The following is a 20,892-nucleotide window of genomic DNA, read 5'->3' as shown; positions in this document are numbered from 1 at the left end:
CCATGCCTACGGCCCAGGTCTAGTATGGCGCCGAGGGGATAATCGATGCACGCTTTCCGCACCACCACGCTGTTGACCGCCAGCCTCCTGGCCCTGGCCATCGCCGCTCCGGCCATGGCCGCCGATGAGGCGCCGGCGCCGGCCAACAACGATCAGGCCACCCAGCTGGGCGAACTGGTCATCACCGCCCAGAAGCGCGCCCAGGACCCGGTGGAGGTGCCGATCGCGGTCACCGCCTATTCGGGCAAGTTCCTTGAAGCCATCGGCGTCAAGTCGTTCGAGGAGCTGTCGGCCTTCACCCCCGGCTTCCTGGTTCAGAACCAGTCGAACAACAACTCCGGCTTCGTGATGCGCGGCATCACCTCCGACTCCGGCTCGTCCGCCGACGAGGCGCGGGTGTCGATCTATCAGGACGGCGTGTCGATCTCGCGCTCGCGCGGCTCGTATGTCGAGCTGTTCGACATGGAGCGGGTCGAAGTCGCCAAGGGCCCGCAGTCGACCCTGTTCGGCCGCGGCGCCCTGATCGGGGCGGTGAACCTGGTGCAGAACAAGGCCAACCCGGCCAAGACCGATTGGGCGCTGAAGGCCGAGGGCGGCACCGGCGGCTATTTCACCGGCGACGCCATGGTCAATTTCGCGTTCGGCGACGGCAGCGCGCTGCGCATCGCCGCCCGCACCCGCCAGGTCGACGGCTATGTCGATGACGCGGCCGGCGGCGACCCCTACAACTCGACCGACACCCAGGCCGTGCGCGTCGCCTATCACCTGGAGCCGGGCAATCTGAAACTCGACCTGATCGGCAACTACCAGGTCGACGACACCACCGGCACCTCGTTCAAGAGCCACACCTTCAACCCGACCAACCCGGTCACCGGCGCGGTGCTGGGCGACACCGGCGTGGCCTCGGCCACGACCCTGTCGCCGGGCGCCGGCTTCGAAGGCGGCAAGCCGCTGGGCCTGGACCGCAAGGTCTACGGCCTGACCGCCCTGGCCGAGTACAAGCTCAGCGACAGCCTGACCCTGTCGTCGATCACGGCCACGCGCGCCTTCCACTCGAACGAAGTGTTCGATCCGGACGGCACGAGCCTGCCGATCCTGACCTTCGCCGAGGACGCCAAGGGCCGTCAGCAGAGCCAGGAACTGCGCCTGCGCTATGACGACGGCGGCCGTTTCTCGGGCTTCGTCGGCGGCAACTACTTCCACGAGACCGGCTCGTGGCGGATTCCTGGACAGTATGACGAGCGTCTGGTGCTCGCGCTGCTGGCCGGGAACACGCCCCTGGGCATCAGCCGTCCGAACCCGCAGCCTCTGGCCGTGCTGACCAACCCGGCCTATCTGGCGCAGGTGCTGCAGCTGGGCTTCGGCATTCCGAGCGCCATCGCGCCGGGGATCGTCTCGAACCTGAAGCCGATCCACCGCGAGACCTTCGCCAACTACAGCGAGAACACCGCCTACGACGTCTATGCCGATGGCACGTTCAAGCTGACCGACAAGTTCGAGATCACGGCCGGCATCCGCTACACCAGCGAAGACCGCGAGGCCGCCTACACCTCGAGCGTCGACAACGGCCGTTCGATCCTGGGCGTCCTGCTGGCCGCCCCGACCCCGACCAACCTGTTCCTGGCCGCCCAGCCGAACGCGGTGAACAATCCGGCCCTGCCGATGGTCGGCCTGATCACCCAGCCGACGGCGAACAACGGCGACCGCTTCAGCAAGAAGATCGACGACAGCGGCCTGACCTGGCGCCTGGTCGGTCGCTATGCGGCTTCGGACGACCTGAGCTTCTACGCGTCCTACGCCCGCGGCCGTCGCCCGGACGTGATCTCGACCAGCGCCCCCGCTACGCCCCTGGGTTCGGCCCGCTTCAACGTGGTCGACGCCGAAGAGGTCAACAGCGTCGAGGGCGGCGCCAAGGCCAAGCTGGCCGGCGGCCGCGTGTTCCTCTCGGGCGCGGTGTTCCACTACGACTACGACAACTTCGCCACCAGCTTCCGCCAGGGCGCGCAGGTCGTGACCCTGAACGCCGGTAAGGCCAAGGCCTACGGCTTCGAGGGCGAGGCCCGCGTCCAGGCCGACGATTACTGGACCCTGTTCGCGACCTACGGCTACAACCACGCCCGCCTGAAGACCGGCCTGCGCGAGGGCAACCACTTCCGCCTGTCGCCGGACAGCACCTTCTCGGTGGGCGCGGCGTTCAGCCACGAGGCCTTGGGCGGCAAGCTGACCTTCACCCCGACCTATACCTGGCGCTCGAAGATGTTCTTCGACGACGACAACGACCGCTCGGACCTGCAGTCGGCGGGCCTGTTCCCCGACACCCGGGTCGACGAGTACCAGAACGCCTACGGCCTGCTGAACGTTCGCGTCGGCTTCGGCGCCGCCGACGACCGCTGGAAGGTCGAGGCCTTCGTCGAGAACCTCACCGACCAGAAGTACCTGAAGGACGCCGGCAACACCGGCGACAGCTTCGGCATCCCGACCTTCATCGCCGGCAAGCCGCGCTTCATGGGTGTTGGCGTCACGTTCCGTCACTAACCTTACCACCGTTTCCCCGGCGAAAGCCGGGGCCCAGATGGAGGAGTGCTGGGGCAGGTTCCAGGAGCTCAACGCTCTTCCAATCAGCCCAAACACCTTGGGATCTGGGTCCCGGCTTTCGCCGGGAAGATCGGATTTGAGGGGGAGCTCGACAGCTCCCCGTTTTCCATTGTTTCGTACGCTGACCGGAGGGCCGTCCCATGCAGATCGATCGTCGTAAGGTTCTGGGCCTGCTGGGCCTGTCGGGCGCCGCCGCCGGCGAGGCCGCGGCCGCCACCGTCAAGGGCCTGCACGATGGCCCGGTCAGCTTCGACCACGGCGTGGCCTCGGGCGATCCGCTGCAGGACCGCGTGATCCTGTGGACGCGGGTGACCGCGCCGGGCGCCAAGCTGCCGGTCGGCGTGCGCTGGGACGTGGCGAGCGATCCGGCCTTCAAGACCATCGTCCGTCAGGGTCACGCCACCACCGACGCCGGACGCGACCACACGGTCAAGGTCGACGTGACCGGGCTGAAGCCGGGGACCGAGTACCACTACCGCTTCCGCGCCAGCCGCGCGGGCCAACCGGTCGGCGAGGCGGTGGTCGGCCGCACCCGCACGCTGCCGACCGGCGCGACCAAGGACGTGGTCCTGGCGGTGGCCTCGTGCAGCCTCTATCCGAACGGCTATTTCAACGCCTATGACGCGATCGCCAAGCTACCGCGCGTCGACGCGGTGCTGCACCTGGGCGACTACATCTACGAGTACGGCGCCGCGCCCGGCGACTACGGCATGAACTCGCCGACCGCCAAGACGCGCATGCCCGACCCGCCGCACGAGATCGTTACCCTGGACGACTATCGGCGCCGGCACCGTATCTACAAGACCGACCCGATGCTGCAGGCGGCCCACGCCCGCGCGCCGTGGATCGTCGTCTGGGACGACCACGAGACCGCCAACGACAGCTGGATCGGCGGGGCCGAGAACCATACCCCCAAGACCGAGGGTGACTGGGCGACCCGCAAGGCCGCCGCCCTGAAGGCTTACTATGAATGGATGCCGATCCGTGAGCCTTCGGCGGGCGCCTTGCCCGAAGCGGCCTGGCGCGGCTTCCAGTTCGGCGACGTCGTCACCTTGCTGATGACCGAGACGCGCCTGACCGCGCGCAGCCAGCAGCTCGACTACGAGACCGACCTGCCGGTCGTCGACGGCAAGCCCGATGTCGCCGCCTTCGTCGCCAAGTGGAAGGATCCCTCGCGCCGGATGATGGGCCAGGATCAGGAGCGATGGCTGGCCGGTCAGGTCGGCGCCTCGGTCAAGGCCGGCACGGCCTGGCAGGTGCTGGGCAACCAGGTGGTCATGGCCCGCGTCGCCACGCCCAACCTGCAGAAGACGATGGGCGAGGAGAAGTTCGGGGCCCTGGTCGCCCAACTGCCCGACTACGCCAGGAAGCGCGTCGCCCAGTCGGTGGCGATGTCGGCCTACGAGATTCCGTCGAACCTGGACGCCTGGGACGGTTATCCGGCCGATCGCCAGCGGGTCTACGACATCTTCACCGCCGCCCAGGCCCGGCCGATCGTTCTGGCCGGCGACAGCCACATGTTCTGGGCCAACGAGCTGTGGAACGACGGCGGCGACAAGCGGGTGGCCGTCGAGTTCGGCGCGACCTCGATCACCTCGCCCGGCTATGGCGACCTGATGCCCGGCGCCCCCATCGGCGAAGCCTTCGTCCAGCGCAACAAGGAAGTCCGCTACAGTCACGCCAGCGCCAAGGGCTTCGTGTTGCTGACCCTGGAACACGGCAAGGCGACGGGCGACCTGGTGGCGGTCTCGACCATCCTGGAGCCGAAATACGAGACCAGCGTGCTCAAGCGCTTCGTCGTGACGCCCGCCGCTGGCGGCGGCGTCGAGGCGCTGAAGGAAGCGTGATGAGCTTCTCCTTCCCCTTTATGGGGAAGGGGGACCACGCAGTGGTGGATGGGGGCCGACCCGCAGGGCGCCTGCGCGGCCCCCTCCGTCGGCTCCGCCGGCTCCTCCCCCATGAAGGGGGAGGAGCAATCACCTACCGCCGCTCCAGCGCCAGGCGCAGGCCGAACGCCACGAACACGCCGCCGGTCACCCGGTCCAGCCAACGCACCACCACCTGCGCGCGCAGCAGACCGGCGATCGGCACTGTCGCGGCGATCAGGGCGGCGAACCACAGCAGGCCCAGCGCCACGTGGATGCCCGCCAGCAGCAGGCCGAACCGCGCCGGGTCGACGCCGGCCGGGATGAACTGCGGCAGGAACGACACGTAGAAGATCCCGACCTTGGGGTTGAGCAGGTTGGTCAAGAGCCCGCGCCGCAGGGCCGCGATCGGGCCGGCGTCGATGGCCTTCATCTCGCCGGGCTCGAACTGGTCGCGAGGCTTGAGGATCATGCGGATCCCGGTCCAGGCCAGATAGGCGGCGCCGACCCACTTGAGGACCGTATAGGCGGCTTGCGAGGCGGTCAGCAGGGCGCCGACCCCGAACGAGGCCGCCGCCCCCCAGATAAAGCAGCCCAGGCCGATCCCGATCGCCGCCCCGGTCGCGCGGCGCGGCCCCTCGGCGGCGGCGGTGCGGATCACCAGCGCGGTGTCGAGGCCCGGCGTCAGGGTCAGCAGGCCCGCGGCCAGGGTGAAGGCGATCAGGGCCTCAGGCGTGGTCATGGATCGGTGTTTCCCGCTCGATCAGCTTGCCGTCTTCCAGCACGCGATAGAAGCACGAGCGGAAGCCGACGTGGCAGGCGCCGCCGTCGCCGCGCGGGCGCACCTTCAGCAGCACCGCATCCTGGTCGCAGTCGACCCGCAGCTCGACGACGTCCTGCAACTGGCCGCTGGTCTCGCCCTTCTTCCAGAGCTCGCCCCGCGAGCGGCTGAAATAGTGGGCGATGCGGGTCTCGACCGTCAGCTTCAGCGCCTCGGCGTTCATCCAGGCCAGCATCAGGATCTCGCCGCTGTCGGCGTGCTGGGCCACCGCCACGACCAGGCCGTCGGCGTTGAAGCGTGGGGCCAGAGCGGTTCCGCGCTCCAGATCGTGCTTGCTGTGGGCTTGGGGGAACAGGTCGGTGCTCATGGCGCCACATATGGCGCAGGGCGAGGCCGTGCGCTAGTTTCCCGCCCCGCAAAGCCTGCCTGAGCAGGCTTTTTGGAAAGCTGGAGCGCGGCGTCGCGCTCCGGGGGACGCGATGAACCTGAAAGACCGCATCAAGGCCGGCGTGGCGGCGCTGGACGTGAAAGCGAGGCCGTGGGCGCGCCAGTCGCGCTGGAACGGCTATGCCTACGAGTTCCTGCTGTTCGGGCTGAAGCAGGCCTGGGCCTGCCTGTTCGGCGGCCTGATGCTGGCGCTGATGGTGGGAACCCATCTGTTCTGGCCGGAGCACGCGCCGCTGGCGCGCTACGACTTTCTGGTGATCGCCGCCGTCGCCATCCAGGCGATGCTGCTGGCCCTGAAGCTGGAGCGCTGGGACGAGGCGCTGGTCATCTTCATGTTCCACGTCGTCGGCACGATCATGGAGCTGTTCAAGACCGCCCACGGCTCGTGGATCTATCCCGAGCCCAGCCTCTTGAGGATCGGCGGCGTGCCGCTGTTCACCGGCTTCATGTACGCCTGCGTCGGCAGCTACATCGCGCGGATCTGGCGGCTCTTCGACATCACCTTCGTGCGTTATCCGCCGTTCTGGAGCACCCACATCCTGGCGGTGCTGATCTACGCCAACTTCTTCAGCCACCACTACATCGTCGACTTCCGGATGGGGCTGTTCGCCCTGTCGGCGATCCTGTTCGGCCGGACCTGGTTCGTGTTCACGCCGGACCACATCGCCCGCCGCATGCCGATGCTGATGGGCCTTGTCCTGGTGTCGCTGTTCATCTGGTTCGCCGAGAACCTGGGCACCTTCGCCGGAGCCTGGATCTATCCCAACCAGGCCCAGGGCTGGCATCTGGTGCCGATCGAGAAGATGGGCGCCTGGTATCTTCTGATGCTGATCAGCTTCGTGCTGGTGACGCTGGTCCACCGCCCGGTGGACGCCTGCGTGGCGCGGCTGCGCGAGGGGATCTGGCGCGCGGCCTAGACTTAACGGATCTCCTCCCCTGAACGGGGGAGGAGGTCTCGTTTTTTACTTCCGCGTCACCAGGTCCATGAACCGCTGCTGCAGGACCTTGTCGGTCTTGAACACGCCGCGGAACTGGGTGGTGATCGTCGAGACGTCATGGTGGTGGACGCCGCGGGTGCTCATGCACTGGTGCTCGGCGTCGATCAGCACGGCGACACCGGCGGCCGAGAGGTGGTCCTCGATCGCGTCGGCGACCTGCATGGTCATGGTCTCCTGGGTCTGGAGACGCTTGGCGAAAATCTCGACCAGACGGGCCAGCTTGGACAGGCCGACGACCTTGCCGGTCGGCATGTACGCCACCCAGGCCTTGCCCAGGAACGGCGCCATGTGGTGCTCGCAGTGGCTCTGCACGTCGATGCCGCGCAGCATGACCATGTCGTCGTAGCCCTGGACGTCCTCGAAGGTGCGCGAAAGCTCCTTGGCCGGATCGCCGTGATAGCCGGCGAACCACTCGCCATAGGCGTCGACCACGCGCTGGGGCGTATCGAGCAGGCCTTCACGGTCCGGATTGTCGCCGGCCCAGGCCAGCAGGGTCCGGACGGCGGCCATGGCCTCGTCTCGGGTCGGGCGCTGGGCGGGTTCAAGATCAAGACCGGTTTCAGAGCCGATCAGGGTTCGCTCGCGGGACAAAGCGTCCATGTTTTTCAGAGGTCTTTCCACGGGCTGAGTTGCGCCGAAGCGCCTGTCGCTCCGGAATTACGCGTGCCACCCGTTTCATATACGGCGCGGGGAGCGATTTAGACGCATCGCGACATGGCCCTTACCGTATCAGGAAGATATATGGGGCCGGCCCCTTTCGGGGGCAACACCTCCGTTACGTTAGGTTGCCGCGACCCAATGACCCTGAAGATCCATGACACCCTGGCGCGCGAGAAGCGCGACTTCGTTCCCGCCGATCCCCAGCGGGTGACGATGTACGTGTGCGGTCCGACGGTCTGGAACCACGCCCACATCGGCAATTTCCGTCCCGTGGTGGTGTTCGACGTGCTCTATCGCGTCCTGCGCAGCCTCTATGGCGAGGACGCGGTGGTCTATGCCCGCAACGTCACGGACGTGGACGACAAGATAAACAAGAAGGCCGCCGAGGAAGGCGTCGATATCTCGGTGATCACCGAGCGCTACCTGGCCGCCTATCACGCCGACGCCGACGCCCTGGGCGCGCTGCGTCCGAACCTGGAGCCGCGCGCCACCGACCATATCGGCGCGATCGTCGAGATGATCGGCAAACTGGTCGACAACGGCTCGGCGTACGCCGCCGACGGCCACGTGCTGTTCGACACCCAGAGCTTCCCCGACTACGGCCAGTTGTCGGGCCGTCCGCTGGACGAGATGATCGCCGGCGCCCGCGTCGAGGTCGCGCCGTACAAGCGCCACCCGGCCGACTTCGTGCTGTGGAAGCCGTCCAAGGAGAACGAGCCCGAGTGGCAAAGCCCCTGGGGCGCGGGCCGTCCGGGCTGGCACATCGAGTGCTCGGCCATGATCGAGAAGACGCTGGGCGACACCATCGACATCCACGCCGGCGGCATCGACCTGGCCTTCCCGCACCACGAGAACGAGGTCGCCCAGAGCCGTTGCGCCCACAAGACGCCGGTGCTGGCCAACTACTGGATGCACAACGGCTTTCTCGACATGGCCGGCGAGAAGATGTCCAAGAGCCTGGGGAATGTCGTCATTCCGCACGAGCTGCTGAAGAACGTCCCGGGCGAGGTGATCCGCTGGGCGCTGCTCTCGGCCCACTATCGCCAGCCGCTGGACTGGACGCCGGAGCTGCTGGAACAGTCCAAGAAGTCGCTGGACCGCCTGTACGGCGCCCTGCGCCGCGCCAAGGACGTGCCGCTGGACCAGGCCATGGAAGCCCCGGAAGAGGTGGTCGCCGCCCTGATGGACGACCTCAACACGCCGCTGGCCACGTCCGCCTTCTTCGAGGTCTCCAGCCTGATCGAGAAGGCCGTGACGGCCGGTGACACGGTCGCCATCGCCGCCAACAAGGCTCGCCTGATCGAAGCCGGCGCCCTGCTGGGCTTCCTGCAGGCCGACCCGGACAGCTGGTTCGAGGGCGACGCCTCCGACGAGCTGAAAGCTCAGGTCGAAGACCTGCTGGCCAAGCGTCTGGCCGCCCGCGCCGCCAAGGACTGGGCCGCCGCCGACGCCATCCGCGCCGAGATCGACGCCCTGGGTGTGGTGGTGATGGACGGCCCGTCGGGCGCCACCTGGCGAATGAAGGACTAAGGGTTAGCGAGCCGATGAAGCGCGCCGTAGAGCACCGTATCGGGGTCCAGGCCCCCGCCGAGATCGTCTGGGAGATCGTCTCGGAATTCGAGTCCTGGGAGACATGGAACCCGCTCTACCGCAAGGCCGAGGGGCAGCTGAAGATCGGTACGAATCTCACCCTGGAGCAGCACCTGCCCGGCCAGCCGGCCACGGTGATCACGCCGGTGGTCCAGGACTGGGTGCCGTACGAGCAGTTGCATTGGCGCTCCAGCCGGATCGGCGGGTTCGTCACGGCCATCCGCTATCTCGAGATCGAGAGCATGGGTCCGAGCAACTCGACCTTCTCGAACGGCGAGCTGTTCATGGGCTTGCTGCTGCGGTTCGTCAGCCGCGAGGAGCGCCGCAAACTGCGGGCCGCTTTCACGCAGATGGGCGAAGCCGTCCGTGATCGCGCCGAGGCCATCTGGTCCGAGCGCCAGAAGACCCCATCTTGAGTTTCCAATGATCGACGACCTCTACAGCGCCAGAATCCTGACGCTCGTGGCCAACATGCCGCGAGCCGGACGCCTGCCCGCGCCCGACGCCAGCGCCGAGAAGCACGCCAAGCTGTGCGGCAGCCGGATCGTCGTCGACGTGGTGGTCGAGGACGGCAAGGTGGTCGACTACGCCCAGGAGGTCTCGGCCTGCGCCCTGGGCCAGGCCGCCGCCGCGATCCTGGGCGCGAATGTCATCGGTGCGGAACTTTCCGACATCGAGTTGGCGCGCGACTCTCTTGCCGCTATGCTGAAGATGAACGGTTCGCCTCCCGCGGGCCGGTTCGCGGAGCTCGCTGTGCTGGAGCCGGTCAAGGACTATCCCGCCCGTCACGCCTCGACGCTGCTGGCGTTCGAGGCGACCGTCGAGGCTGTCCGGAAGGCCACAGCTGTCTCCGAAACGCGAACTAGCACCGCCGGCGCGGCTTGATCCCTCTCTCCGGGGAGTGTGTAACCGCACTGCAACAAAGTCGCGCGCCGGCATGACCTTCTACGACCGCATCGTCGACCTTGGCCTTCGCGCCTACAAGTTGACGCTCTCGCCCCTCATCGGGCGGCAGTGCCGCTTCGCGCCGAGCTGTTCGGAGTATGCGGCCGCCGCCCTCAAGGATCATGGCCCGCTCAAGGGGTCCTGGTTGGCGTTGCGACGGATTTGCCGCTGCAATCCGTTAGGTGGCTCGGGGTATGACCCGCCGCCGCCGGGACGCCAGCCACGCAAGTGGATATGTGAAGAATGATCGATCTGGTTTTTCCCGACGGCTCCGTCCGTCAGTACCCCGATGGCTCGAGCGGGCGCGACGTCGCCGCCGCCATCTCCAAGTCGCTGGAAAAGAAGGCCCTGCTGATCAAGCTGGACGGCCAGGTGCTTGACCTCGACCGCCCGCTGACGCCCGACCTGTTGGCGGGTGAGCGCAAGTTCGAGATCCTGACGCGCGAGGCGCCCGAGGTCCTCGACACCATTCGCCACGACACGGCCCACGTGCTGGCCGAGGCGGTGCAGGAGCTGTTCCCCGGCACGCAGGTCACGATCGGCCCGAACGTCGAGGACGGCTTCTACTACGACTTCGCGCGCGACGAGCCGTTCAGCCTGGACGATCTGGAAACGATCGAAAAGCGCATGAAGGAGATCGTCGATCGCGACGAGAAGATCCGTCGTGAAGAGGTCGATCGCGACGCCGCCATCGCCGACTTCGAGGCCATGGGCGAAAGCTACAAGGCCCAGATCATCCGCGACCTGCCGGCCAGCGACACGATCACGGTCTATCACCAGGGCGACAAGTGGAAGGACCTGTGCCGGGGCCCCCACCTGCCGTCGACGAAACACGTCGGCAAGGCCTTCAAGCTGACGAAGCTGGCCGGCGCCTATTGGCGCGGCGACCAGAACAACGCTCAGCTGCAGCGCATCTATGGCACGGCCTGGGCGTCGGAAGCCGACCTCGAAGCCTATCTGAAGCGCATCGAGGAAGCCGAGCGCCGCGATCACCGCAAGCTGGGCAAGACGATGGACCTCTTCCATATCCAGGAAGAGGGCAAGGGCATGGTGTTCTGGCACGCCAAGGGCTGGGCCCTGTACCGCGTGCTCGAGGACTATATGCGCCGTCGCCTCGACGCGGCCGGCTACAAGGAAGTGAAGACGCCGCAGATCCTCGACAAGAGCCTGTGGGAGAAGTCGGGCCACGCCGAGAAGTTCGGCCACGCGATGTTCATGTGCGAGAGCGCCGAGGGCGAGATCCTGGCGGTCAAGCCGATGAACTGTCCCGGCCACATCCAGATCTTCAACGTCGGGCAGAAGTCTTATCGCGAGTTGCCGCTGCGCATGGCCGAGTTCGGGGCCTGCCACCGTTACGAGCCTTCGGGCGCCATGCACGGCATCATGCGCGTGCGCGCCTTCACGCAGGACGACGCCCACATCTTCTGCCGCGAAGAGCAGGTCACGGAGGAAAGCGCCCGCTTCATCGAACTGTTGCGCAGCGTCTATAGCGACCTGGGCATGACGCTGGCCGACACCAAGTTCTCGACGCGTCCGGACTTGCGCGCCGGCTCGGACGAGGTCTGGGACAAGGCCGAGGCGGCCCTGTCGGCCGCCGCCGAGGCAGCGGGCGAGACCTTGGTGCTGCAACCAGGTGAAGGCGCCTTCTACGGCCCGAAACTAGAGTTCTCGTTGAAGGACGCCATTGGCCGTGTCTGGCAGTGCGGCACGCTGCAACTTGATTTTGTTTTGCCGGAACGATTGGACGCCGAATACGTTTCGGAGGATGGTTCGAAGAAGCGTCCGGTGATGCTTCACCGGGCAATCTTGGGGTCCTTCGAGCGTTTCATCGGCATCTTGTTGGAAAACTTCGCGGGCGCCCTGCCTGTTTGGCTCGCGCCGACGCAGGTTGTCGTGGCCACGATCACATCCGACGCCGATGACTATGCCCGTGAGGTCGTCGAGAAATTGACCAGCTTGGGGATGCGCGCGGAAGTGGATCTGCGTAATGAGAAGATCAATTACAAGATTCGCGAGCACAGCCTCGCCAAGGTGCCCGTGATCGCAGTGGTGGGTCGTAAGGAAGCCGAGACGGGTCAACTGGCCCTTCGTCGCCTTGGCGGTGAAGGTCAGAATATCCTGCCGCTGGAGGAAGCCCTCCGCGTGCTGAAGGCCGACGCCACCCCGCCCGACATCGCCCGCGTCCAAGAAGCCGCCAGATTGGGGCTCGCCAAACCCGCTCCAGAGGCTGCGACCGCCTGATGAATAGCATCCTCCCGTCCGTCTCGACCCTTGCCGTTGGTGCGCGTCCGGCCCGTCCGAACGTATCCGTAGTCATGGTCGTCTATCGGACGGGAGAGGCGCTGGCCCAGAGCATCAGGCATGTCCTGGCCGAGCCGCTGGTCGATGAGTTCGTCATCGTCGACAACGGGTCAGACGGGCGCGACGAGGACATGCTGCGTTCGCTGGCCCTGACCGAGCCGCGCGTCGTGCTCAAGCAGGGCCACGGCAATATCGGTTTCGCCCGCGGCGCCAACATGGGCGCCTCGACGGCGGGCGGCGAGTACATCGTCTTCCTGAATCCCGACGCCAATCTGCAGGCGGGCTGCGTGTCCGCCCTCGTGACGGCCTTCAAGGGCCAGCCGACCCCGACCGTGGTCGGCGCGCGGGTGCTGAACGTCGACGGCTCCGAGCAGCGCGGCGGCCGCCGCGGCGAGGTCACGCCGATGACCACCGTGCTCAGCTTTGGCCAGTTCACGCGTCGTCATCCGCAGCTGGCCAGCTTCGAGATTCATCGCGAGAACGAGCCGCTGCCGTGCGCGCCCGTGCCAATGCCGACCATCTCGGGCGCATGCTTCGCCATGCGCCGCGGCGACTTCGAGGCTCTGGGCGGCTTCGACGAGGGCTACTTCCTGCACGTCGAGGACATCGACCTGTGCTGGCGCGCGCGCCGCTCGGGCGGCCAGGTGCTGTTCCAGCCCGACGCTCAGGTCATCCACCTGGGCCACACCAGCCAGGAACACCCGCTGAAGGTCGAGTTCCACAAGGGCGTCGGCCTGACCCGCTACTTCATCAAGCGCGCCGACAGCCTGCAGCTGTTCGCGGCGGCGGTGCTGCTGGCCCCGGCGATCATGCTGATGTCCGTGTGCCGGCCGCTGCTGTGGAAGCTGACGGGACGGCCGATCTAGGGTTCGAACGCCTCTCTCTAAGCAGGGGCGTTCTTTACATCGGTCCGATCGTCTCGAACCGCAGCCCATCCGGCCCCTCGATCGACGTCGGAGCTTTCAGACTCTTCGCCGGCAGCAGAGCCTTGTAGCGGTGGTACGCCGCCGTCGCGTCGCGGCCCGTCTTCACCGTCAGGCACTGGTCGAACTCGCCCTCGCGGCCCCAGGGCTTGCGTTCGGAGCGGGCGATGTCGGGGTCGGTCTTGACCCTGCCGGCAACCGTCGCGGCCAGCGACTGATCGATCCCCATGCCGTAGCTGCCGAACTTGATCGTCACGTCGCAGCGGGCGGCGGGACCGTCGTCGACGGGCGCGGCGGCGCAGGCGGCCAGGCCCAGGGTCAGCAGGGCGGCGAGGCGGATCATGCGGGGAAGCCTCCGGCGCGGGCCAGGGACGAGGCGGGGGCCTTGCCCAGCTTGGCGCTGATCTCGCGGCCGATCTCGATCAGGGCCGCCAGATCGTAACCCGTCTCGAAGCCGGCCCGTTCCAGCATGTAGACCAGATCCTCGGTTCCGATATTGCCCGTGGCGTTCGGCGCGAACGGACAGCCGCCCAGGCCGCCGACCGAGGCGTCCAGCACGTCGATCCCAGCCTCGACGCTGGCATAGGCGTTCGCCAGGCCCGTGTTGCGGGTGTCGTGGAAGTGCATCCGCAGGCGCGTGTCCGGCGCGGCGGCGCGCGCGGCCTCGATGCGCTTGCGGACGGTCCAGGGATCGGCGACGCCGATGGTGTCGGCGATGGCGATCTCGGCTACGCCCAGGGCGGCGGCCTCGCGGACGATGGCCACGACCTGGTCTTCGGACACCTCGCCGTCGAACGGGCAGCCGAAGGCCACCGAGATGGTCGCGGTGATCGGCGGGCCGCCCTCGACCGCCTGGCGCTCGGCGATGGCGGCCAGCGCATCGATTTGCTGGCGCACCGTCGCGCCCTGGTTGGCCAGACCGAAGCCGTCGGAGGCGCAGACCACGACATTGGCCTCGTCGCACTGGGCGGCGACACAGCGCTCCCAGCCGCGCATGTTCAGCACCAGGCCGATCCGCGAGTGCTCGAGGTCGGCCGGCAGAGCCGCCATGATCTCTTCCGCGCCCGCCATCTGCGGCACGCGGTTGGGATTCACGAACGACACCACCTCGGTGCGCTTGGCGCCGGCGGCCTCCAGTTTGCGGATCAGGTCCAGCTTCTCGTCGACCGACAGGGACAGCTTCTCGTTTTGCAGGCCGTCGCGCGGCCCGACCTCGACGATCTGGATGAAGCGGCTCACGGTTGGACCTCGTCTTCAGGAGCAGGAGCCTGGGGCTCGCCGCGGTAGATGGTCAGGCGTTCCTGGTCGCCGTCGGAATAGTTCAGCCCCTCGACCGTGGCGACGGGATGGGGAGTCAGGCCAAGGCCGGCCAGGGTGTCGCGGAAGGGTTTCTCCTCGCGCCCCTCGACCACGGCGGGGCGGCCTTCGACGACCGCCTGGGCCGCGCCCTCGCCGTTGGTCAGTTCGGTGGCCGTGCCCAGTTGGAAGATCAGGCTGGGCTCGGCATAGCCGGTCACGGCCACCGGGCCGGCCGCGCCCGAGCGGGGCGACAGCTTCGTGCGGTCCAGGGCGTCGGCGACGTCCTTGGACAGGAACAGCGGCTCCAGGCGTGGGATCAGACCGGCGGTCAGGGCGACGTGCGCGCCAATGCCCAACACCCCTGCCGTGACCAGGGCGCGGGCCGAGTGGCGGCGCAGGAGCAGCACCGCGCCGGCGATCCCGGCGGCGAGAGCGAGGCCGGCGGCCACCGCCGTCCAGGCCAGATCTCCGCCCGCGCCGAATTGCATCTGGCCATAGAGGGCGACAGCGGCCAGCAGCGCGCCCATCAGCACCGACAGCCCGCCGCCGATCCAGCGGACCAGATTGCCCAGCGGCTCGCGCACGGCGGCGGCCATCAGCATGGCCAGGGCGCCATAGGCCGGCAGTTCATAGTGAACCAGCTTGGTCGGCAGGATCTCGAACATCAGCCAGGTCGGGACCAGCCAGCAGACGGCGAAGCGCACGCCCGGCTCGTCGCGCTTGATCCAGGCCACGGCCAGGCCGGCCGGCAGCAGCAGGGTGGCCGGGAACGACAGCAACGGGGCCAGCAGGGCGTGGTAGCCGAACGGACCTGCGTGACCCTCCTGGCCGCCGGCCAGCTTGGGCGCCAGATCGCCCCCTACGGCCGCGCCCCAGAAGGCGCCGTCGGTCGCGACGGTGATCATCATCGCCCACGGCAGACAGATGGCCGCGAACAGGATCAGGCCCCAGGTCCAGCCCAGGTCCTTCATCCAGGCCGCCTTGCGGTCCCAAAGGGCCAGGCCGACCAGGGCGAAGATCGCCACCAGCAGGCCGACCGGACCCTTGATCAGCGCCGCGATCGACAGGCCCAGCCAGAAGGCCAGCTTGGTCCATTTTCCGGCCTTCTCGCCCCTCAACTGGGCGGCGTAGACGCGGGCCAGGGCGGCCATGGCCAGGGTGGTGGTTCCGCACAGGGCCGCGTCGGTCTTGGCGATGAACGCCTCGGACGACAGCAGGAAGGTCGCCCCCAGGATCGAGCCGGCCAGCAGGCCGGTGCGCGGGTCGAACAGCGCCGCCGCGCCCCAGGCGCAGGCCGCCGCCGCCAGCATCGCCCCCAGCAGGGACGGGATGCGATAGGCCCAGATGCGTCGGTCCTCCGCGTCCGAGAACGCCTTGACGCTGAGCGCCTGCAGCCAGTGGATGCCGACAGGCTTCTTGAAGCGCGGCTGGTCCTGAAACTTGATGACCACGTAGTCGCCCGTCTCCAGCATCTGGGAGGTGGCCTGGGCGAAGCGGGACTCGTCTCGGTCCAGCGGCGGCATGGCGAACAGGCCGGGCAGGCCGGCGATCAGGGCGACAAGCGCGGCGAACACAGGGCCACGCCACCCGCGGCTCCAGTCATCCAGGCGAGATTCAAGCGTCATGCGGCCACGTTTAGCACGATCCTTTCGCAAGAGCGCGATAGCCGAAAGTGGAGGCCGGTTTCGGCGGCAATCGCGCTCTAACCTTTTGAATCAAGGCCTTTTTGTCCTTTTCAAAGGTAGGCTTTTGAAAAGGAAAGGCCTTGACGAATTTTTCCGCTATTAGAAGCCGATGAACGCCACCCCCGATTTTTCCGTCGTCGTGCCTGTCTTCGACGAAGGCGAGGCCGCTCCGAAGCTGGCGCACGAGATTGCGACCGCTTTCGCCGGCGAAAACTACGAGATGATCTTCGTCGACGACGCCAGCCGCGACGACACCAAGGCCCGCCTGGTCGCGCTGAAGGCCGAGATCCCGCAACTGCGGGTGCTGGGCCATCGCAAGAACTCCGGCCAGAGCCGCGCCGTGCGCACCGGCATCCTGGCCGCGCGCGGTCCGATCATCGTCACCCTGGACGGCGACGGCCAGAACGATCCGGCCGACGCCCCGCGCCTGGCCAAGACCCTGCAGGCTGGTCCCCAGACCCTGGCCCTGGTCGGCGGCGAGCGGGTCAAGCGCCAGGACTCGAGCGCCAAGCGCTTCGCCTCCAAGTTCGGCAACGGCGTGCGCAAGCGTCTCCTGAAGGACACCGCCAACGACACCGGCTGCGGGCTGAAGGCCTTCCGTCGCGAGGCCTTCCTGCGCCTGCCGTACTTCGATCACATCCACCGCTACATCCCGGCCCTGATGCTGCGCGAGGGCTATGAGGTGAGCTTCCAGCCGGTGAACCATCGTCACCGCGAGAGCGGGGTGTCGAAATACACCAACTTCGGCCGCCTCAAGGCCTCGATCTCCGACCTGCTGGGCGTGATGTGGCTGCAGTCGCGGGCCCGCGATCCCCAAGGCGTGGACGAAGCTTAAGCTTAGCGGGCGAGGCCGCTTCACCCCCGGCCAGATTCCGGCTACGCCTTAACCAAGACGGCGGCTTGCATCCGCCGTAGGGGGAAGTTCGATGTTCGCTGCGGTTCCGCTGCTGGCCTTGCCGGTCATCATCTACAATCTGATCGCCCTGACCCTGACGGGCGGCTTCAAGGCCGCGGACGCCAGCGTCCGCATGACCGACCGGCTGTTCACCATCCACATGACCTCGCGCGCCGAGTGGGGCGTCAGCCTGGGCGACCTGCTGCTGGCCGCTTCGCTGGTGGTGCTGTTCGTCGAACTGCTGAAATCGACGACCAGCCGCAAGATCGCGATCATCAACCACTCGCTGTCGATGGTGCTGTTCATTCTGTGCCTGGTCGAGTTCCTGCTCTTTCCGGCCTTCGCGACCTCGACCTTCTTCCTGATCACCCTGATGGTGCTGCTGGATGTGCTGGCCGGCTTCATCGTGACGATCGTCGCCGCGCGGCGGGACGTGGATTTCGGGGATCACTGATCTCCCGGAAACCCGCTCGTCTGCCGTAGGGCCTCGCCCAGCGCCATCGCCGCCGTCGTCGCCAGGTTCATCGAGCGCGTCTCCGCCCGGATCGGGATGACGATGCGGCCCTGCGCCGCCGCGTGGACGTCCTCGGGCGCGCCGCGACTCTCGTTGCCGAACAGCAGCGTGTCTCCGGGTTCGAACGAAAACCTGTGGAAGGGCGTGGCGCCCTTGGTCGTGAAGAGCAGCAGGCGCCCGTCAACGCGCTCCGGCGCCTTAAGGAAAGCCTCCCAGCTGTCGTGGCGCGTGAGGTGCGTCAGCGGCCCATAATCCAGCGCCGCGCGCTTCAAGCTCTTGTCATCCAAGGGAAAACTACAGGGCTCGATCACGTCGAGCCCGACCCCGAAACAGGCCGAGAGCCGGATGGCCGCACCGACGTTTTGGGGAATGCCTGGTTGAAAAAGTGCGATACGCATAATAAGCGAACCAACCACAAGGGCAGCAGGGGCTTTGCCGGGAATCGAAAGGGCTTGCGGACTCGGTCCGCGCGTCCGATACGACGATCCGACCGCTGCCTTGTGGCGGAGATCCGCTTGCGGGTCGAGCAAGATATGGCGCTGAAAGGCGCTTCTCCAAGTCGGACCGCTTTTCGCGGACCGGCGGAATTAGAGGGTGACGTAGGTGGCCGACACCGCCGTGGGCGCAACGACCGAGCCGGAACACGGGAGCGATCCCTCCCGGCGCGACTTCATTCACATCGCCGCGATCGCGGCCGCCGCCGGCGGCGCAGCGACTCTGGTGTGGCCGTTCATCGACCAGATGAACCCGTCCGCCGACACGCGGGCCCTGGCCTCGACCGAGTTCGACCTGACCAAGGTCGCCGAGGGCCAGCAGGTCGTCATCAAGTGGCGCGGCAAGCCGCTCTTCGTGCGCAATCGCACCAAGGCCGAGATCGCCAAGGCCGTCGCTGACGACAACGCGTCGATGAAGGACCCGGCCACGGACGCCTCGCGCGTCAAGCCGGGCAAGGCCCAGTGGCTGATCGTCGGCGGCAACTGCACCCACCTCGGCTGCGTCCCGACCTTCGGCGGCGGCGAGTACGGCGGCTGGTTCTGCCCGTGCCACGGCTCGGTCTATGACACCTCGGGTCGTATCCGTAAGGGCCCCGCGCCCCTGAACCTGGTGGTTCCGGAATACGCCTTCCTCACCGACACCAAGGTCAAGATCGGTTAAGCGAGATGAGCGGACATTCGACCTATCAACCCAAGACCGGTATCGAGCGCTGGCTCGACGCTCGTCTGCCGATCATCCGCCTGGGCTATGACTCGTTCGTCGACTATCCCACGCCGCGGAACCTGAACTACTGGTGGACCTTCGGCGGCATCCTGTCGCTGTGCCTGGCCTCCCAGCTGATCACCGGCATCATCCTGGTGATGCACTACACGCCGAGCGCCTCGGGCGCCTTCGCGTCGGTCGAGCACATCATGCGCGACGTGAACTACGGCTGGCTGATCCGCTACATGCACGCCAACGGCGCGTCGATGTTCTTCATCGCCGTCTACATCCACATGCTCCGCGGCCTCTACTACGGCTCCTACAAGGCGCCGCGTGAAGTGCTGTGGCTGCTGGGCTGCGTGATCTACCTGCTGATGATGGCGACCGCCTTCATGGGCTACGTCCTGCCCTGGGGCCAGATGTCGTTCCACGGCGCCGTCGTGATCACCAACCTGTTCGGCGCCCTGCCGCTGGTCGGCGAGAGCATCACCACCTGGCTGTGGGGCGGCTTCGCGGTCGACAACCCGACCCTGAACCGCTTCTTCTCGCTGCACTACCTGCTGCCCTTCATGATCGCGGGCGTCGTGATCCTGCACATCTGGGCCCTGCACGTGGTCGGCCAGAACAACCCGACCGGCGTCGATCCCAAGTCGAAGGCCGACACTGTCGCCTTCACGCCTTACGCCACGGTGAAGGACGGCTTCGCGATGAGCGTCTTCCTGATCCTCTTCGCCTTCTTCGTCTTCTACATGCCCAACGCGCTTGGCCACGCTGACAACTATGTCGAGGCCAACCCGCTGGTGACGCCGTCGCACATCGTTCCGGAATGGTACTTCCTGCCGTTCTACGCGATCCTGCGCGCCGTGCCGGACAAGCTGATGGGCGTGCTGGCCATGTTCGGCGCCATCGCCTGCATGTTCGCCCTGCCCTGGCTGGACACCTCGAAGGTGCGCTCGATGCGCTACCGCCCGACCGCGAAGATCTACTTCCTGTTCTTCCTGGTGGCCTGCATCATCCTGGGCTTCTGCGGCGCCAAGCTGCCGGACGATCCGGTGATCCCGCACCTGACCACGTTCCAGCTGGGCGGTTCGGACCTGAACAGCTTCGTGTGGCTCAGCCGCGTCGCCTCGCTCTACTACTTCGCTTTCTTCCTGGTCGTGCTCCCGGTCCTGGGTCTGGTCGAAAAGACCCTGCCGGTTCCGGACTCGATCGCTTCGCCGGCCCTCTCGGCCGACGCTCATAAGGGTTGATCCCGATGCTCCGCAAACTCTCGGTTCTCGCGGCGGCGGTCGGTCTCCTGACGGTCGGCGTCACCGGTCCGGCGCTCGCCAGCGGCGGCGCGCTGAAGGCCAAGGAAGTCCACTGGTCCTTCGAAGGCCCGTTCGGCAAGTTCGACCAGGCCCAGCTGCAGCGCGGCTACAAGGTCTATCGCGAGGTCTGCTCGGCCTGCCACGCGATGAAGCTGGTGGCGTTCCGCAACCTCGGCGACAAGGGCGGCCCGTTCTACAGCGAGAAGTATCCGAACTCGAACGACAACCCGTGGGTCAAGGCGATCGCCAAGGACTACGAGGTCGCCGACATCGACGGTGAAACCGGCGACGCCATCAAGCGTCCGGCCACCAGCGCGGACTACTTCCCGGCGCCGTTCGCCAACGAAGCCGCGGCCCGCGCCTCGAACGGCGGCGCTCTGCCGCCGGACATGTCGCTGCTGGCCAAGGCCCGTGAAGAGGGGCCGAACCACATCTACTCGGTGGTGACCGGCTATGTGGATCCGCCGAAGGGCCTGAAGGTTCCGACCGGCGGTCACTACAACCCGTACTTCCCAGGCGACCTGACCTCGGCCTGGTCGGGTAGCCACGAGCACGTCCCGCCGGGCGGCTTCATCGCCATGGCCCCGCCGCTGAAGGCTGGCCTGGTGACGTTCGACGACGGCACCAAGTCGACCCTGGACCAGCAGGCCAAGGACGTTTCGGCGTTCCTGATGTGGGCCGCCGAGCCCAAGCTGGAAGAGCGCAAGCAGACCGGTTTCGCCGTTCTGATCTACCTCGTCCTGCTCTCGGGTCTGCTGTACGCCAGCTACAAGACCGTGTGGCGCAACGAGTCGCACTGAGCCCGCCTAGGCAGGCTCAGCCTTATAGATGGAGCGCGGCGACGCGCTCCAGGCGACACTTAGAGCTGAAGTTCGAAGGGCACGGCG

The 20,892-nt window shown here is 67.1% G+C and carries 21 protein-coding genes; 14 read left to right on the top strand and 7 right to left on the bottom strand.

Features of this window, described 5'->3' with window-relative positions; genetic code table 11:
- The first annotated feature begins 45 nt into the window (after positions 1 to 45).
- Entirely contained in the window at positions 46 to 2,535 is a 2,490-nt protein-coding gene (locus tag AC07R7_RS12195) for a TonB-dependent receptor (protein ID WP_494635328.1), read from the top strand.
- Between the two features lie 200 nt (positions 2,536 to 2,735).
- Positions 2,736 to 4,442: an alkaline phosphatase D family protein gene (locus AC07R7_RS12190; protein WP_494635327.1), complete on the top strand. Its 1,707-nt coding sequence runs from the start codon at positions 2,736 to 2,738 to the stop codon at positions 4,440 to 4,442.
- A gap of 133 nt (positions 4,443 to 4,575) precedes the next feature.
- On the opposite strand, the gene AC07R7_RS12185 is transcribed toward AC07R7_RS12190, so the two are convergent.
- Both AC07R7_RS12185 and hisI read right to left on the bottom strand, forming a co-directional pair.
- On the bottom strand, positions 4,576 to 5,202 hold the full coding sequence (locus tag AC07R7_RS12185; protein WP_494635326.1) for a LysE family translocator: 627 nt from the start codon (positions 5,200 to 5,202) through the stop codon (positions 4,576 to 4,578).
- Entirely contained in the window at positions 5,189 to 5,608 is a 420-nt protein-coding gene (hisI, locus tag AC07R7_RS12180; RefSeq protein WP_494635325.1) for a phosphoribosyl-AMP cyclohydrolase, read from the bottom strand. The genes AC07R7_RS12185 and hisI overlap by 14 nt, the downstream gene beginning before the upstream one ends.
- A 112-nt stretch (positions 5,609 to 5,720) precedes the next feature.
- Here hisI and AC07R7_RS12175 point away from each other — a divergent pair, with 112 nt between their 5' ends.
- Entirely contained in the window at positions 5,721 to 6,605 is an 885-nt protein-coding gene (locus tag AC07R7_RS12175; protein WP_492887005.1) for a DUF817 domain-containing protein, read from the top strand.
- A 45-nt stretch (positions 6,606 to 6,650) separates the two neighbouring features.
- Here the strand turns inward: AC07R7_RS12175 and folE are convergent, their stop codons facing one another.
- Positions 6,651 to 7,286 carry a GTP cyclohydrolase I FolE gene (folE, locus tag AC07R7_RS12170; RefSeq protein ID WP_492836709.1) on the bottom strand — a complete coding sequence of 212 codons (636 nt, stop codon included), beginning with the start codon at positions 7,284 to 7,286 and terminating at the stop codon, positions 6,651 to 6,653.
- A gap of 198 nt (positions 7,287 to 7,484) precedes the next feature.
- Here folE and cysS point away from each other — a divergent pair, with 198 nt between their 5' ends.
- From cysS to AC07R7_RS12140, 6 genes are read left to right on the top strand one after another with little or no spacing between them, the layout of a single operon-like run.
- Positions 7,485 to 8,876, top strand: coding sequence for a cysteine--tRNA ligase (gene cysS, locus AC07R7_RS12165; RefSeq protein ID WP_492887004.1), 1,392 nt, complete (start codon positions 7,485 to 7,487; stop codon positions 8,874 to 8,876).
- A 14-nt stretch (positions 8,877 to 8,890) separates the two neighbouring features.
- The gene (locus AC07R7_RS12160; RefSeq protein ID WP_492836713.1) at positions 8,891 to 9,352 is read left to right on the top strand and encodes an SRPBCC family protein; all 462 of its coding nucleotides are present in this window, start codon (positions 8,891 to 8,893) and stop codon (positions 9,350 to 9,352) included.
- Positions 9,353 to 9,359: 7 nt separating this feature from the next.
- A complete protein-coding gene (locus AC07R7_RS12155) occupies positions 9,360 to 9,821 on the top strand; it encodes an iron-sulfur cluster assembly scaffold protein (RefSeq protein ID WP_492836715.1) in 462 nt (153 codons plus the stop codon).
- Positions 9,822 to 9,873: 52 nt separating this feature from the next.
- A complete protein-coding gene (yidD, locus tag AC07R7_RS12150; RefSeq protein WP_492836717.1) occupies positions 9,874 to 10,128 on the top strand; it encodes a membrane protein insertion efficiency factor YidD in 255 nt (84 codons plus the stop codon).
- Positions 10,125 to 12,122, top strand: a complete 1,998-nt coding sequence (thrS, locus tag AC07R7_RS12145) for a threonine--tRNA ligase (protein ID WP_492887002.1) — start codon at positions 10,125 to 10,127, stop codon at positions 12,120 to 12,122. The genes yidD and thrS overlap by 4 nt, the downstream gene beginning before the upstream one ends.
- Complete coding sequence (locus AC07R7_RS12140; protein WP_492887001.1) at positions 12,122 to 13,048, top strand: glycosyltransferase family 2 protein; 927 nt, start codon at positions 12,122 to 12,124, stop codon at positions 13,046 to 13,048. Before thrS ends, AC07R7_RS12140 begins: the two co-directional genes overlap by 1 nt.
- Before the next feature lie 34 nt (positions 13,049 to 13,082).
- On the opposite strand, the gene AC07R7_RS12135 is transcribed toward AC07R7_RS12140, so the two are convergent.
- From AC07R7_RS12135 to AC07R7_RS12125, 3 genes are read right to left on the bottom strand one after another with little or no spacing between them, the layout of a single operon-like run.
- Positions 13,083 to 13,448, bottom strand: coding sequence for a hypothetical protein (locus tag AC07R7_RS12135; protein WP_492887000.1), 366 nt, complete (start codon positions 13,446 to 13,448; stop codon positions 13,083 to 13,085).
- Entirely contained in the window at positions 13,445 to 14,344 is a 900-nt protein-coding gene (locus AC07R7_RS12130) for a hydroxymethylglutaryl-CoA lyase (RefSeq protein ID WP_494635324.1), read from the bottom strand. Before AC07R7_RS12130 ends, AC07R7_RS12135 begins: the two co-directional genes overlap by 4 nt.
- Positions 14,341 to 16,029 (bottom strand): ArnT family glycosyltransferase, encoded by a 1,689-nt coding sequence (locus AC07R7_RS12125; RefSeq protein WP_494635323.1) that lies wholly within the window; start codon positions 16,027 to 16,029, stop codon positions 14,341 to 14,343. The genes AC07R7_RS12130 and AC07R7_RS12125 overlap by 4 nt, the downstream gene beginning before the upstream one ends.
- Before the next feature lie 169 nt (positions 16,030 to 16,198).
- Here AC07R7_RS12125 and AC07R7_RS12120 point away from each other — a divergent pair, with 169 nt between their 5' ends.
- Positions 16,199 to 16,924 (top strand): glycosyltransferase family 2 protein, encoded by a 726-nt coding sequence (locus AC07R7_RS12120; RefSeq protein ID WP_494635322.1) that lies wholly within the window; start codon positions 16,199 to 16,201, stop codon positions 16,922 to 16,924.
- Positions 16,925 to 17,015: 91 nt separating this feature from the next.
- Positions 17,016 to 17,438 (top strand): hypothetical protein, encoded by a 423-nt coding sequence (locus tag AC07R7_RS12115; protein WP_492836730.1) that lies wholly within the window; start codon positions 17,016 to 17,018, stop codon positions 17,436 to 17,438.
- Here AC07R7_RS12115 and AC07R7_RS12110 read toward each other — a convergent pair.
- On the bottom strand, positions 17,432 to 17,896 hold the full coding sequence (locus AC07R7_RS12110; protein WP_492886996.1) for a tRNA (cytidine(34)-2'-O)-methyltransferase: 465 nt from the start codon (positions 17,894 to 17,896) through the stop codon (positions 17,432 to 17,434). The two genes, AC07R7_RS12115 and AC07R7_RS12110, sit on opposite strands and share 7 nt — an antisense overlap.
- 205 nt (positions 17,897 to 18,101) lie before the next feature.
- On the opposite strand from AC07R7_RS12110, the gene petA reads away from it, so the two are divergent.
- From petA to AC07R7_RS12095, 3 genes are read left to right on the top strand one after another with little or no spacing between them, the layout of a single operon-like run.
- Positions 18,102 to 18,653, top strand: a complete 552-nt coding sequence (petA, locus tag AC07R7_RS12105; RefSeq protein WP_492886995.1) for a ubiquinol-cytochrome c reductase iron-sulfur subunit — start codon at positions 18,102 to 18,104, stop codon at positions 18,651 to 18,653.
- A 5-nt stretch (positions 18,654 to 18,658) separates the two neighbouring features.
- On the top strand, positions 18,659 to 19,945 hold the full coding sequence (locus AC07R7_RS12100) for a cytochrome b (protein WP_492886994.1): 1,287 nt from the start codon (positions 18,659 to 18,661) through the stop codon (positions 19,943 to 19,945).
- Positions 19,946 to 19,950: 5 nt separating this feature from the next.
- Positions 19,951 to 20,805, top strand: coding sequence for a cytochrome c1 (locus tag AC07R7_RS12095; protein ID WP_492836738.1), 855 nt, complete (start codon positions 19,951 to 19,953; stop codon positions 20,803 to 20,805).
- Positions 20,806 to 20,892: the final 87 nt, after the last annotated feature.

It is taken from the genome of Caulobacter sp. GW821-FHT05F04, from assembly GCF_059419665.1.
This window is presented reverse-complemented; position numbering and strand designations above follow the sequence as displayed.

Excerpts from the sequence above, each read along its gene's own strand:
- AC07R7_RS12195 (WP_494635328.1), top strand. The coding sequence starts at position 46 with ATGCACGCTTTCCGCACCACCACGCTGTTGACCGCCAGCCTCCTGGCC.
- AC07R7_RS12190 (WP_494635327.1), top strand. The coding sequence starts at position 2,736 with ATGCAGATCGATCGTCGTAAGGTTCTGGGCCTGCTGGGCCTGTCGGGC.
- AC07R7_RS12185 (WP_494635326.1), bottom strand. The coding sequence starts at position 5,202 with ATGACCACGCCTGAGGCCCTGATCGCCTTCACCCTGGCCGCGGGCCTG.
- hisI (WP_494635325.1), bottom strand. The coding sequence starts at position 5,608 with ATGAGCACCGACCTGTTCCCCCAAGCCCACAGCAAGCACGATCTGGAG.
- AC07R7_RS12175 (WP_492887005.1), top strand. The coding sequence starts at position 5,721 with ATGAACCTGAAAGACCGCATCAAGGCCGGCGTGGCGGCGCTGGACGTG.
- folE (WP_492836709.1), bottom strand. The coding sequence starts at position 7,286 with ATGGACGCTTTGTCCCGCGAGCGAACCCTGATCGGCTCTGAAACCGGT.
- cysS (WP_492887004.1), top strand. The coding sequence starts at position 7,485 with ATGACCCTGAAGATCCATGACACCCTGGCGCGCGAGAAGCGCGACTTC.
- AC07R7_RS12160 (WP_492836713.1), top strand. The coding sequence starts at position 8,891 with ATGAAGCGCGCCGTAGAGCACCGTATCGGGGTCCAGGCCCCCGCCGAG.
- AC07R7_RS12155 (WP_492836715.1), top strand. The coding sequence starts at position 9,360 with ATGATCGACGACCTCTACAGCGCCAGAATCCTGACGCTCGTGGCCAAC.
- yidD (WP_492836717.1), top strand. The coding sequence starts at position 9,874 with ATGACCTTCTACGACCGCATCGTCGACCTTGGCCTTCGCGCCTACAAG.
- thrS (WP_492887002.1), top strand. The coding sequence starts at position 10,125 with ATGATCGATCTGGTTTTTCCCGACGGCTCCGTCCGTCAGTACCCCGAT.
- AC07R7_RS12140 (WP_492887001.1), top strand. The coding sequence starts at position 12,122 with ATGAATAGCATCCTCCCGTCCGTCTCGACCCTTGCCGTTGGTGCGCGT.
- AC07R7_RS12135 (WP_492887000.1), bottom strand. The coding sequence starts at position 13,448 with ATGATCCGCCTCGCCGCCCTGCTGACCCTGGGCCTGGCCGCCTGCGCC.
- AC07R7_RS12125 (WP_494635323.1), bottom strand. The coding sequence starts at position 16,029 with ATGACGCTTGAATCTCGCCTGGATGACTGGAGCCGCGGGTGGCGTGGC.
- AC07R7_RS12120 (WP_494635322.1), top strand. The coding sequence starts at position 16,199 with ATGAACGCCACCCCCGATTTTTCCGTCGTCGTGCCTGTCTTCGACGAA.
- AC07R7_RS12115 (WP_492836730.1), top strand. The coding sequence starts at position 17,016 with ATGTTCGCTGCGGTTCCGCTGCTGGCCTTGCCGGTCATCATCTACAAT.
- AC07R7_RS12110 (WP_492886996.1), bottom strand. The coding sequence starts at position 17,896 with ATGCGTATCGCACTTTTTCAACCAGGCATTCCCCAAAACGTCGGTGCG.
- AC07R7_RS12100 (WP_492886994.1), top strand. The coding sequence starts at position 18,659 with ATGAGCGGACATTCGACCTATCAACCCAAGACCGGTATCGAGCGCTGG.
- AC07R7_RS12095 (WP_492836738.1), top strand. The coding sequence starts at position 19,951 with ATGCTCCGCAAACTCTCGGTTCTCGCGGCGGCGGTCGGTCTCCTGACG.